Origin of the sequence: Streptomyces sp. NPDC047022, assembly GCF_040644155.1 — a bacterium.
GTDB lineage: Bacteria > Actinomycetota > Actinomycetes > Streptomycetales > Streptomycetaceae > Streptomyces.
This window is the reverse complement of the sequence record NZ_JBEYVV010000007.1, coordinates 144,623-157,172: the sequence shown is the minus strand read 5'-3', so window position 1 is coordinate 157,172 and position 12,550 is coordinate 144,623. Positions and strand designations below refer to the sequence as shown.

11 protein-coding genes are annotated in these 12,550 nt (G+C 70.0%); 5 read left to right on the top strand and 6 right to left on the bottom strand.

All coding sequences use genetic code 11. The annotated features are described in order from the left end of the window. The first annotated feature begins 3 nt into the window (after nt 1-3). The 3 genes from secF to ABZ845_RS11005 all read left to right on the top strand — a co-directional run bounded on the left by secF (nt 4) and on the right by ABZ845_RS11005 (nt 4,378). Entirely contained in the window at nt 4-1,119 is a 1,116-nt protein-coding gene (gene secF / locus ABZ845_RS11015; protein ID WP_360976190.1) for a protein translocase subunit SecF, read from the top strand. After that, nucleotides 1,116-1,655, top strand: coding sequence for an adenine phosphoribosyltransferase (locus tag ABZ845_RS11010; protein WP_360976187.1), 540 nt, complete (start codon nt 1,116-1,118; stop codon nt 1,653-1,655). The genes secF and ABZ845_RS11010 overlap by 4 nt, the downstream gene beginning before the upstream one ends. Before the next feature lie 206 nt (nt 1,656-1,861). Continuing rightward, entirely contained in the window at nt 1,862-4,378 is a 2,517-nt protein-coding gene (locus tag ABZ845_RS11005) for a RelA/SpoT family protein (protein WP_360976184.1), read from the top strand. Between the two features lie 115 nt (nt 4,379-4,493). On the opposite strand, the gene ABZ845_RS11000 is transcribed toward ABZ845_RS11005, so the two are convergent. Next, nucleotides 4,494-5,723 (bottom strand): DUF349 domain-containing protein, encoded by a 1,230-nt coding sequence (locus ABZ845_RS11000; RefSeq protein WP_360976181.1) that lies wholly within the window; start codon nt 5,721-5,723, stop codon nt 4,494-4,496. A 155-nt stretch (nt 5,724-5,878) separates the two neighbouring features. Then, on the bottom strand, nt 5,879-6,655 hold the full coding sequence (locus ABZ845_RS10995; protein ID WP_360976178.1) for a peptidylprolyl isomerase: 777 nt from the start codon (nt 6,653-6,655) through the stop codon (nt 5,879-5,881). Nucleotides 6,656-6,821: 166 nt separating this feature from the next. On the opposite strand from ABZ845_RS10995, the gene ABZ845_RS10990 reads away from it, so the two are divergent. Beyond that, entirely contained in the window at nt 6,822-7,529 is a 708-nt protein-coding gene (locus ABZ845_RS10990) for an MBL fold metallo-hydrolase (protein WP_360976175.1), read from the top strand. A gap of 13 nt (nt 7,530-7,542) precedes the next feature. Further along, on the top strand, nt 7,543-8,805 hold the full coding sequence (gene hisS / locus ABZ845_RS10985) for a histidine--tRNA ligase (protein WP_360976172.1): 1,263 nt from the start codon (nt 7,543-7,545) through the stop codon (nt 8,803-8,805). A gap of 73 nt (nt 8,806-8,878) precedes the next feature. Here the strand turns inward: hisS and ABZ845_RS10980 are convergent, their stop codons facing one another. Genes ABZ845_RS10980 through ABZ845_RS10965 form a run of 4 tightly spaced genes read right to left on the bottom strand, consistent with a single transcriptional unit; the run spans nt 8,879 to nt 12,445 of the window. Further along, entirely contained in the window at nt 8,879-9,505 is a 627-nt protein-coding gene (locus tag ABZ845_RS10980; protein ID WP_360976169.1) for a response regulator transcription factor, read from the bottom strand. Next, on the bottom strand, nt 9,502-10,704 hold the full coding sequence (locus ABZ845_RS10975; protein ID WP_360976428.1) for a sensor histidine kinase: 1,203 nt from the start codon (nt 10,702-10,704) through the stop codon (nt 9,502-9,504). Before ABZ845_RS10975 ends, ABZ845_RS10980 begins: the two co-directional genes overlap by 4 nt. Beyond that, the gene (locus ABZ845_RS10970) at nt 10,701-11,546 is read right to left on the bottom strand and encodes an ABC transporter permease (RefSeq protein ID WP_360976166.1); all 846 of its coding nucleotides are present in this window, start codon (nt 11,544-11,546) and stop codon (nt 10,701-10,703) included. Before ABZ845_RS10970 ends, ABZ845_RS10975 begins: the two co-directional genes overlap by 4 nt. Next, the gene (locus tag ABZ845_RS10965; protein ID WP_360976163.1) at nt 11,543-12,445 is read right to left on the bottom strand and encodes an ABC transporter ATP-binding protein; all 903 of its coding nucleotides are present in this window, start codon (nt 12,443-12,445) and stop codon (nt 11,543-11,545) included. The genes ABZ845_RS10970 and ABZ845_RS10965 overlap by 4 nt, the downstream gene beginning before the upstream one ends. Between the last annotated feature and the right edge of the window lie 105 nt (nt 12,446-12,550).

Genomic DNA, 12,550 nt, shown 5'->3' with positions numbered 1-12,550 from the left:
GAGATGTCGAAGCTCGGCAACCTCGGCGCCAGGCTCCACCGAGGCGAGGTCGGCTACGACTTCGTCGGCAAGCGCAAGATCTGGTACGGCGTCTCCATCCTGATCACCATCACGGCCATCCTCGGCCTGACGGTGCGCGGTCTGAACATGGGCATCGAGTTCCAGGGCGGCGCGGACTTCACCACCCCGAAGACCAGCGTCTCCGTGGCGCAGGCCGGGACCTACGCCCAGGCGGCCTCGGGACACCAGGCGGTCGTGCAGAAGCTCGGCACGGGCGGTCTGCGTATCCAGATCGCGGGCATCGACACCAGCAAGTCCGACCAGATCAAGGCGAGCCTCGCCAAGGACCTGAAGGTCCCCGCCGAGTCGATCAACGCCGATCTGGTGGGCCCCAGCTGGGGTGAAGAGATCGCCGGCAAGGCCTGGGAGGGCCTGGCGATCTTCATGGTGCTCGTGGTGATCTACCTGGCGATCGCCTTCGAGTGGCGCATGGCGCTCGCGGCCCTGGTCGCGCTGATCCACGACATCACCATCACGACCGGTATCTACGCCCTGGTCGGCTTCGAGGTGACGCCCGGTACGGTCATCGGTCTGCTCACGATCCTCGGTTACTCGCTCTACGACACGGTCGTCGTCTTCGACAGCCTCAAGGAGCAGACGAAGGATCTGACCAAGCAGACCCGCTGGACGTACAGCGAGATCGCCAACCGCTCGATCAACGGCACCCTGGTCCGGTCCATCAACACCACCGTGGTCGCGCTGCTGCCGGTCGCCGGCCTGCTGTTCATCGGCGGCGGCTTCCTCGGCGCCGGCACCCTGAACGACATCTCGCTGTCGCTGTTCGTCGGCCTCGCGGCCGGCGCGTACTCCTCGATCTTCATCGCGACGCCGCTGGTCGCCGATCTCAAGGAGCGCGAGCCGCAGTTCAAGGCCCTCAAGAAGCGTGTCCTGGCCAAGCGTGCCCAGGGCGGCGCGGAGGGCAACCTCGCCGAGGCACGGGCCACCGGCACGGCGGAGGACGAGGACCCGCAGGACGCGGCGCCCGCGGTCGTGGGCCCGCGCAACCAGCCCTCGTCCCGCAACCGCGGCCGTGGCCGACCCTCCGGGAAGCGCCGATGAGCGACATACAGGCCCTCCTGCTCAGCCGTATCCGCGACGTTCCCGACCACCCGGAGCCCGGGGTGATGTTCAAGGACATCACCCCGCTGCTCGCGGACCCGGCGGCGTTCGCGGCGCTCACGGAAGCGCTCGCGGAGCTGACCGTGCGGCACGGCGCGACGAAGATCGTCGGCCTGGAGGCCCGGGGTTTCATCCTCGGCGCCCCGGCCGCCGTCCGCGCGGGCGTCGGCTTCGTCCCGGTGCGCAAGGCGGGCAAGCTCCCCGGAGCCACCCTCAGCCAGGCGTACGACCTGGAGTACGGCTCGGCGGAGATCGAGGTGCACGCCGAGGACCTGACCGCGGGCGACCGTGTGATGGTCGTCGACGACGTCCTCGCCACCGGCGGCACCGCCGAGGCCTCGCTCCGGCTCATCCGCCGGGCGGGCGCCGCGGTCGCCGGGGTCTCCGTGCTCATGGAGCTGGGCTTCCTCGGCGGGCGCGCCCGCCTGGAACCGGCTCTGGAGGGGGCACCCCTGGAGGCCCTGCTCAAGGTCTGAGGCGCCTGCGCGCAACCGCCGCGCAAGGCCGCTGAAAGACGCAGTACACCGCGAGGCGGGCATCGGAGGAATCCGGTGCCCGCCTCGTGCGTTTGTCCTGTTGAAGACCGTACAGACGGCCTGAAGGCGAGCCCGGAGCCCGGGATCGCTACCATGGGGTCTCCGGAGCCTGACCGGGGGACCCGGATCGCGCAAGAGGAGCCCTGTTGCCAGACGAGGCCCAGCCACTGACCGCCGCAAAGCCCGACCCGTCGTCGAAGGCCGCGGCCACTCCCGCGCGCAGCGCGAAGAACGCACCGGACGCGGGAGTCGAGCATGCCCAGTCGGCGCCCGTCGACCACGCGGTGGACAAGCCGCGCCCCAAGCCGGCCCCCGAGCGCCATCAGGCGGTCCGGCCCGCCCCGGCAACGTCGGCGCGCTCCGGCTCCTCCAACCGCGTCCGCGCCCGCCTCGCCCGGCTGGGCGTCCAGCGCGCCAACCCGTACAACCCGGTCCTCGAGCCGCTGCTGCGGATAGTGCGCAGCAACGACCCGAAGATCGAGAACTCCACGCTGCGCCAGATCGAGCGCGCCTACCAGGTGGCCGAGCGCTGGCACCGCGGCCAGAAGCGCAAGAGCGGCGACCCCTACATCACGCACCCGCTCGCGGTGACCACCATCCTCGCCGAGCTGGGCATGGACCCGGCCACCCTGATGGCGGGCCTGCTGCACGACACCGTCGAGGACACCGAGTACGGCCTGGAGCAGCTGCGCCGCGACTTCGGCGACACCGTCGCGCTGCTCGTGGACGGCGTCACCAAGCTGGACAAGGTCAAGTTCGGCGAGGCCGCCCAGGCGGAGACCGTGCGCAAGATGGTCGTAGCCATGGCCAAGGACCCGCGCGTCCTGGTCATCAAGCTCGCCGACCGGCTGCACAACATGCGCACCATGCGCTACCTCAAGCGTGAGAAGCAGGAGAAGAAGGCGCGCGAGACGCTGGAGATCTACGCGCCGCTCGCCCATCGGCTGGGCATGAACACCATCAAGTGGGAGCTGGAGGATCTCGCCTTCGCGATCCTCTACCCCAAGATGTACGACGAGATCGTACGTCTGGTGGCCGAGAGGGCACCGAAGCGTGACGAGTACCTGGCCATAGTGACCGACGAGGTCCAGGCCGATCTGCGCGCCGCCCGTATCAAGGCGACCGTCACCGGCCGCCCCAAGCACTACTACAGCGTCTACCAGAAGATGATCGTCCGTGGCCGCGACTTCGCGGAGATCTACGACCTGGTGGGCATCCGCGTCCTCGTGGACACGGTGCGGGACTGCTACGCCGCGCTGGGCACGGTCCACGCCCGCTGGAACCCGGTTCCGGGGCGGTTCAAGGACTACATCGCGATGCCCAAGTTCAACATGTACCAGTCGCTGCACACGACGGTGATCGGTCCCAACGGCAAGCCCGTCGAACTCCAGATCCGCACGTTCGACATGCACCGCCGGGCCGAGTACGGCATCGCCGCGCACTGGAAGTACAAGCAGGAGGCCGTCGCGGGTGCCTCCAAGGTCCGTACCGACGCGCCTCGTTCGAACGCCAAGGACAAGGACGCCGTCAACGACATGGCGTGGCTGCGCCAGTTGCTGGACTGGCAGAAGGAGACCGAGGACCCGAGCGAGTTCCTGGAGTCCCTGCGGTTCGACCTGTCCCGCAACGAGGTCTTCGTCTTCACCCCGAAGGGCGACGTCATAGCGCTGCCCGCCGGCGCCACCCCGGTGGACTTCGCGTACGCGGTCCACACGGAGGTCGGCCACCGGACCATCGGGGCCAGGGTCAACGGCAGGCTCGTACCCCTCGAATCCAACCTGGACAACGGTGACTTGGTGGAGGTCTTCACCTCCAAGGCCCCCGGCGCGGGACCGTCCCGCGACTGGCTCGGCTTCGTCAAGTCGCCGCGCGCCCGCAACAAGATCCGGGCGTGGTTCTCCAAGGAGCGCCGCGAGGAGGCCATCGAGCAGGGCAAGGACTCCATCGCACGGGCCATGCGCAAGCAGAACCTGCCGATCCAGCGCATCCTCACCGGCGACTCGCTCGTCACCCTGGCACACGAGATGCGCTACCCGGACATCTCGTCCCTGTACGCCGCGATCGGCGAGGGCCATGTGGCCGCGCAGAACGTCGTGCAGAAGCTGGTGCAGGCGCTCGGCGGCGAGGAGGCGGCCACCGAGGAGATCGACGAGGCCGTACCGCCCGCCCGGGGCCGCGCCCGCAAGCGGCGCCGCAACCAGGACCCCGGCGTCGTGGTCAAGGGCGTCGAGGACGTCTGGGTCAAGCTGGCCCGCTGCTGCACCCCCGTACCCGGTGACCCCATCATCGGCTTCGTCACCCGGGGCAGTGGAGTTTCGGTCCACCGCACGGACTGCGTGAACGTGGAGTCGCTGTCACGCGAACCCGAGCGCATCCTCGACGTGGAGTGGGCCCCGACGCAGTCCTCGGTCTTCCTGGTCGCGATCCAGGTCGAGGCCCTCGACCGCTCCCGGCTGCTGTCGGACGTGACCCGGGTCCTGTCGGACCAGCATGTCAACATCCTCTCGGCCGCGGTCCAGACCTCCCGCGACCGCGTCGCCACCTCCAGGTTCACCTTCGAGATGGGCGACCCGAAGCACCTGGGACATGTGCTGAAGGCGGTTCGGGGCGTGGAAGGCGTCTACGACGTCTACCGCGTGACCTCGGCCCGCAGGCCGTCCTAGGGTCTTTCGTTTGGCGCTGGTTGCCGCGGCCCTGATCCGCGTACCCGTCAAGACGGAAGGGGCTCCCGCACACACCGTGTGCGGGAGCCCCTTCCGTCTGAGCCTTCGCGTCAGGTCAGCCGCCGAACTCCTGCAGCCCCTTCAGCGCCTGGTCCAGAAGGGCCTGGCGGCCCGCCAGCTCCTTCTCCAGCTTGTCGGCCTTCGCGTCGTTGCCCCCGGCCCGCGCCTGGTCGATCTGGGCCCTCAGCTTGTCCACAGCCGTCTGCAGCTGGCCGGTGAGCCCCTCGGCGCGCGCCCGCGCCTCCGGGTTCGTACGGCGCCACTCGGACTCCTCGGCATCCTGGAGCGCCCGGTCGACCGCGTGCATCCGGCCCTCGACCTTGGGGCGCGCGTCCCGCGGCACATGGCCGATGGCCTCCCAGCGCTCGTTGATCGAGCGGAAGGCGGCCCGGGCGGCCTTGAGGTCCGTGATCGGCAGAAGCTTCTCCGCCTCCTCCGCCAGTTCCTCCTTGAGCTTCAGGTTCTCGGCCTGCTCGGCGTCGCGCTCCGCGAACACCGAGCCACGCGCCGCGAAGAACACGTCCTGGGCGCCGCGGAAGCGGTTCCACAGGTCGTCCTCGTGCTCGCGCTGGGCCCGGCCGACGGCCTTCCACTCGGCCATCAGCTCCCGGTAGCGGGCGGCCGTCGGGCCCCAGTCCGCCGAGCCCGACAGCGCCTCGGCCTCGGCGACCAGCTTCTCCTTCGCCTTGCGGGCGTCCTCGCGCTGCGAGTCGAGCTGCGCGAAGTGCGCCTTGCGCCGCTTGGAGAACGCCGACCGGGCATGCGAGAAGCGGTGCCACAGCTCGTCGTCCGACTTGCGGTCGAGCCGGGGCAGCCCCTTCCAGGTGTCCACCAGCGACCGCAGCCGCTCACCGGCGGCCCGCCACTGGTCCGACTGCGCCAGCTCCTCCGCCTCGGTGACCAGCGCCTCCTTGGCGTGTCGCGACTCGTCGGACTGCTTGGCCCGCTGCGCCCTGCGCTCCTCGCGGCGCGCGTCGACGTTCTCCACGAGCTTGTCCAGGCGGGCCCGCAGCGCGGCCAGATCGCCGACCGCGTGATGCGCGTCGACCTGCTCACGCAGATGGCCGATCGCCACCTGGGCGTCCTTCGCCGACAGGTCGGTGGTCTGCACCCGCTTCTCGAGGAGGCCGATCTCGACCACCAGGCCCTCGTACTTGCGCTCGAAGTAGGCCAGCGCCTCCTCGGGGGAGCCGGCCTGCCAGGAACCGACGACCTGCTCGCCGTCGGCCGTCCGCACGTACACAGTCCCCGTCTCGTCGACGCGGCCCCACGGGTCGCTGCTCACAGCGCCTCCTCCACATGATGCCTGCGGGGGGCCTCAGCACCCCCGGGCATCGTCCACAGTTTCGTCACGGCCAACATAGGCGAACGGCGGGCGGGCTGTCCGCATCCAGCGCGACCGAAATTTCCCTGCTCGCCGTCCCGGGACCTGCCCGGCGGTCAGGACTTCGTCACCGTCGCCTTGTTGATCACCACGTTCGCCTTCGGCGCGGTGTTGCCCGTGGTGGGGTCCTGGGGCTGGGCGCCCTGCGCCGCGATCTTCTTCAGCACCTTCATGCCGTCGTCCGAGATCGTTCCGAACGGTGTGTACATGGGCGGCAACTGACTGTCCTGGTAGACCAGGAAGAACTGGCTGCCACCTGTGTGCGGCTTCCCGATGTTCGCCATCGCGACCGTGCCCGCCGGATACACGTTCCCCTTGAGGCTCTTGTCCTTCAGGTTCTCGTCGGGAATCGTGTAGCCGGGCCCGCCCATTCCCGTGCCCTTCGGGTCGCCGCACTGCAGCACATAGATGCCCTGGTCGGTGAGCCGGTGGCACTTGGTGTGGTCGAAGAAGCCCTGACCCGCCAGGAAATCGAACGAGTTCACGGTGTGCGGGGCTGCGGCCGTCTTCATCTCGAAGTCGATGTCACCGCAGGTGGTCGACAGCTTCATCGTGTACTTCGCCGACTTGTCGATGGTCATCGCCGGCTCTGTCTTCCACTGCAGCGGCTTGACCGAGCCCGAGGCGGGCGTCCCGCACGCCGCCTCCTTGTTGTCGCCGGCGAACACCCCCGTCGTGTAGAGCACCAGGCCGCCCGCCACGGCCAGGCCGAGGACCGAGGCGATCACGGAACTGCGCACGCGTGCCCGGTTCCGCGCCTGTGCACGCCGCTGCTGCTGCCGCAAGAACTTCTCTCGGGCGAGCTGTCGCCGCCGCTGTTCCTGGCTGACCACGGAGTCTTCTCCTCATGCGTCTCGTACGCGGACTGGTGCGCGTGCGTGTGTCGTGCTGATCGCAGGCGCGTGACCCGTACCGTATATGGGTTCGCTGAGGAATCAGCATCGCCGGTAGGCTCTGTCCCACAGACAGTCACCCCCGACGACACAACGAAGGACGATCGTGCTGATTGCCGGGTTCCCCGCTGGGGCCTGGGGGACCAACTGCTACCTGGTCGCCCCCTCCGCGGGTGAGGAGTGCGTCATCATCGACCCGGGCCACCAGGCCGCCCAGGGAGTCGAGGACGCGGTCAGAAAGCATCGGCTCAAGCCCGTGGCGGTCGTCCTCACCCATGGCCACATCGACCATGTGGCCTCGGTCGTCCCCGTGTGCGGCGCACACGACGTACCGGCGTGGATCCACCCCGAGGACCGGTACATGATGAGCGACCCGGAGAAGGCCCTCGGGCGTTCCATCGGGATGCCGTTGCTGGGCGAGCTGACCGTGGGGGAGCCGGACGACGTCAGAGTGCTGACCGACGGCGCGAAGCTGGAGCTGGCCGGTCTGGAGCTGACCGTCGCCCATGCGCCCGGCCATACCAAGGGGTCGGTGACCTTCGGCATGCCCGAGGCGGCGGACATCCCGCCGGTCTTCTTCTCGGGCGACCTTCTGTTCGCCGGCTCCATCGGACGCACCGACCTGCCCGGCGGTGACATGGCCGAGATGCTCGACTCGCTGGCCCGCGTGTGCCTGCCGCTCGACGACTCGACCGTGGTGCTGTCCGGCCACGGCCCCCAGACGACCATCGGCCAGGAGCGCGCCACCAACCCGTATCTGCGGCAGGTGGCCGCCGGCCAGGGAGCCCAGCCCGCTCCCCGACGAGGAATGTGACGAGAGACCTTCCGTGAGCACCTTCAAGGCCCCCAAGGGCACGTACGACCTCCTTCCGCCCGAGTCCGCCGCGTTCCTCGCCGTGCGCGAGGCGATCGCGGCCCCGCTGCGCAACTCCGGCTACGGCTACATCGAGACGCCCGGCTTCGAGAACGTCGAGCTCTTCGCGCGCGGCGTGGGCGAGTCCACCGACATCGTGACCAAGGAGATGTACGTCTTCGAGACCAAGGGCGGCGACAGACTGGCCCTGCGTCCCGAGACGACCGCTCCCGTGCTGCGCGCGGTGCTCGAGGCGAACCTGCACAAGGCCGGAAACCTGCCGGTGAAGGTCTGGTACTCGGGCTCTCAGTACCGCTACGAGCGCCCGCAGAAGGGCCGCTACCGCCACTTCTCGCAGGTCGGCGCCGAGGCGATCGGCGCCGAGGACCCGGCGCTCGACGCCGAACTGATCATCCTGGCGGACCAGGCGTACCGCTCGCTCGGTCTGCGTGACTTCCGCATCCTGCTGAACAGCCTCGGCGACAAGGAGTGCCGCCCGGTCTACCGCGCCGCCCTCCAGGACTTCCTGCGCGGCCTGGACCTGGACGAGGACACGCGCCGCCGCGTCGACATCAACCCGCTGCGGGTGCTCGACGACAAGCGGGAGTCGGTCCAGAAGCAGCTGACGGGTGTCCCGCTGCTGCGCGACTACCTGTGCGACGCGTGCAAGGTGTTCCACGAGGAGGTCCGCGAACTGATCACGGCGGCGGGCGTGTCCTTCGAGGACGACCCGAAGCTGGTGCGCGGCCTGGACTACTACACGCGTACGACCTTCGAGTTCGTGCACGACGGTCTGGGCTCGCAGTCCGCGGTGGGCGGCGGCGGCCGTTACGACGGGCTGTCGGAGATGATCGGCGGCCCCGCGCTGCCGTCCGTGGGCTGGGCGCTGGGCGTCGACCGCACGGTTCTGGCCCTGGAGGCCGAGGGGATCGAGCTCGAACTCCCGGCGATCACCAGCGTGTTCGCGGTCCCGCTGGGCGAGGAGGCCCGCCGCGTCCTGTTCGCCAAGGTCACGGAACTGCGCAAGGTGGGCGTCGCGGCGGACTTCTCGTACGGCGGCAAGGGACTCAAGGCGGCGATGAAGGCCGCCAACAGGTCCGGCGCACGCTTCGCGCTGGTCGCCGGCGAACGCGACCTCGCCGAGGGAGTCGTCCAGCTCAAGGACATGGAGTCCGGCGAGCAGACCGCGATCGGAGTGAACGAGATCGTGGCGGAGCTGGAGTCGCGGCTCGGCTGACGCAGCGCACTGGGCCCCGGGTCGGCGACCCGGGGCCCAGTGCCGTCGATACCGCCTGTCTTTGCCCCCTGCGTCATTGATCGAGGAGGCCGTGGCGCATGGCACTGGTGACCGCCGCCGTACGGTCATCCACGCCGAGCTTCCCGAAGACCCGCAGCAGATGGGTCTTGACGGTCGACTCCCCGATGAACAGCCGCCGCCCGATCTCGGCGTTGGTGCAGCCGTCGGCCACCAGGCGCAGCACCGCCGTCTCGCGTTCCGACAGACGAGGGCGCTGCGGCCTGGTCCGCAACTGGTCGACCAGGCGGGCCGCGACCGAAGGCGCCAGCACGGTCTCGCCACGCGCCGCGGCCCGTACCGCGTCCGCCAGCTCCGCCCGCGGGAGGTCCTTGAGCAGATAACCCGCGGCCCCGGCCTCGACCGCGCGCAGGATGTCCCGGTCCGTCTCGTACGTCGTCAGCACGATCACGCGGGACGGCAGCCCGGCCGCCGTCATCCGTACGATCGAGTCGACACCCCCGCCGCCCGGCATCCGCAGATCCATCAGCACGATGTCCGGCCGCAGCTCGGCCGCCAGCGCCTCCGCCCGCGGTCCGCTCGACGCGTCGCCGACGACCTCCAGGTCGGGTTCGGCGTTCAGCATCGCGCGCAGCCCCTCGCGTACGACGGGATGGTCGTCGGCGAGGACGATCCGGATCATGAGGTACCCCCGGGAACAGGCAGGACGGGCAGCCGGACGGTGACGGTCGTGCCCTCGCCCGGGGCGCTGCGGACACTCGCCGTGCCGCCCACCTCCGCGGCCCGGGCCCGCAGCCCGGTCAGACCGTAGCCGCCGGACGGGACGGCCGGGTCGAAGCCGCGGCCGTCGTCCCGCACGGCGACGGTCAGCACGTCCTCGGCGTACTCCAGCGTGATGGCGACGGAGGCGGAGCTCCCGGCGTGCTTACGGGTATTGGCCAGTGCCTCCTGGCAGGCGCGCAGCGTCACCACCTCCGGCCCGGCGGGCAGCGCGCGCACCGGACCCGTGACCTCCAGGAGCGCGTCATGCCGTGCCGCCAGCCGTCGCAGCGCGTCGGGCAGCGATGCCCCGTCGAGGTCCGCGGGCGCGCCACCCGCCACCAGGGCACGCGCCTCGGCGAGGTTCTGCCGGGCGGTCTCGGCCATCAGGGCCAGATGGCGCCGGGCCTGGGCCACGTCGTCGTCCAGCTCCGCCTCCACCGCCTGGACCAGCATCAGCAGGCTGGTGAAGCCCTGCGCCAGCGTGTCGTGGATCTCCCGGGAGAGCCGCTCCCGCTCGGCGAGCGCCCCGTGCGCGGCCGAGAGACGGGAGATCTCGTGGCGGCTGCTCTCCAGCTCCGCGATCAGTTCGGCGCGCTCCGTGCTCTGCTCGATGATCCGGATGATCCAGCTGCCGATGACCACGGAGAAGACGAAGGTCACCAGCGTGAAGAGCGCGTTGGAGAAGAGATCCTCCGCGCTCGGCCGCCACAGCAGCGCCCAGCCCGCGGCCGGTGCGATGTTGATGACCGCGACGGCGGCCAGCGCCCGGCGCATGGGCAGCGCCATGAAGCACTGGGGGATGAGCGCGAAGGCCATCAGCTGTGTCTCGCCGGCGAGTACCGCCGCCGGCAGGAAGAACGCCAGCGTTCCGCCGAGGTACCACAGCGCCCGGCGTTCGCTGGAGGGGTCCTCCTGGATCAGCCCGCGCCCCACCGCCGCGTACCAGGGGACGAGCGGTACGAGCAGTCCGGCCGCGACGACCCGGACGGGCCACCCCGGGTGCTCCGCGCCGAGCACGAACACGAGGGTGGCCCCCCAGGCGAGGGCGAAGTACAGGTCCCAGAGCCGGATCGAGCGGTCCCAGGCATGCGCGCCGCGCGCCCTGCCGGGTTCCGTCATCCGTCGCGCCGGGCCTTCCAGCGAAACGTCAGCAGACACAGCACCAATCCTCCGACGGCCCAGGCCGCGAGCACCAGGGCGACCTTTCCGAACTCCCAGCTCCCGGCCTGTTCCAGGACCCGTGCCGAGTCGGGCAGGAACACGCCCCGCAGCCCCTGGCACAGCCACTTCAGCGGGAACAGCGCCCCGATGTTCAGCATCCAGTCCGGGATGCTGCCCACCGAGATGTACACACCCGAGATGAACTGCAGGACGAGGAAGGGCAGGACGACGACGGAACTGGCGCTCTTGGCGGAGCGGGGCACGGAGCTGATCGCGATGCCGAGCAGCGCGCACCCCGTCAGGCCCAGCACGAAGATCCAGCCGAAGTCGAACCACTTCTGGGCGTCCGACGGAAGATCCACGCCGTACACCGTGGTGCCGACGAGCAGAAGGATCGCCGTCTCCAGGACGCCGGTGAACAGGACCAGCCAGATCTTCCCCAGGAAGTAGGCCGCCGGCGGCATGGGAGTGCCGCGCAGCCTCCTCAGCACCCTCTCGTCGCGTTCCACCGCGATGGAGATGCCGAGGGACTGGAAGCTCGTCGACATGATCCCCGACGCCATCATGGCGGGGACGTACAGCTGGGAGGCGGTGACGCCGGTGCCGCGCACGGCGTCGTGGAAGATCGACGCGAACAGGAACAGGAAGACCACCGGGAAGGAGAAGGTGAAGATCACCTGATCCTTCTGGCGGAAGAACTGCTTGATCTCCAGGGCCCCCCGGTGCAGCCCGAGCACCCAGGCGCTCGGCAGCCGCCTCGCCGGGGCCCCGGAGCGGGTCCGTACAGCCGTCGTCGTCATCGTGCGTCCCCCTGTGCGCTTGCCCCGGTCGCCCCGGTCGCCCCGGCCTGTCCGGTCAGCCGCAGGTACACGTCCTCCAGGGTGGGGCGGCTGACCAGCAGCCCTGGAATCTCTCCGTCGAAGCGACGGGTCAGCTCGGCGACCGTCCGGGTCGGCGTCGCGGTGCGTTCGCTGCGCGGGGTGCCGTCCGGCTCCGTCCACTCGACGGTGGCCTGGCTGCCGAACCGGTCCCGCAGCTGCGCAGGGGTGCCCCCGGCGGCCACACGGCCCCTGGTGACGACCGCGAGCCGGTCCGCCAGAGCCTCCGCCTCCTGCAGATAGTGCGTGGTCAGCAGGATGGTCGTGCCCTCGTCTGCGAGCGCGCGGATCAGGTCCCAGAACTGGTGCCGGGCCGCCGGGTCGAAGCCGGTCGTGGGTTCGTCCAGGAGCAGCAGCTCCGGGTCGCCGATCACGCCGAGCGCCACGTCCAGGCGACGGCGCTGGCCCCCGGAGAGCGCCTTGACCCGGCTGTCCGCCTTCGCCTCAAGGCCCACCTGGGCGATGACCCGCTCGGGATCGCGCGGGCGCGGATAGTAGCGGGCGAAATGCCGCACCGTTTCGCGGACCGTCAACTCGGCGGGCGCCGATTCGTCCTGCCAGACGATGCCGACTTTCGAGCGCCATGCGCGCGTGCCGTGCGCAGGGTCGGTACCCAGCACGGACACCTCGCCCCCGTCCCGTTCGCGGTTGCCCTGAAGGATCTCCACGGTGGTGCTCTTGCCGGCGCCGTTGGGCCCCAGCAGGCCGAACACCTCACCCCGCCGGATCTCGAGATCGATTCCGTCGACCGCGGTCATGTCGCCGTACTGCTTGCGCAGCCCCCGTACGTCGACCGCGAGTCCGTTCGCGTCTGTGCTCATGACCACGAGCCTGGGCCAGAAACGAACGCTCAGGGACGACCGTGCGTACCTGCTTATGTCCATCGAACGGTGGACAAGCACGCTGGTGCGGCACAATGACCACTG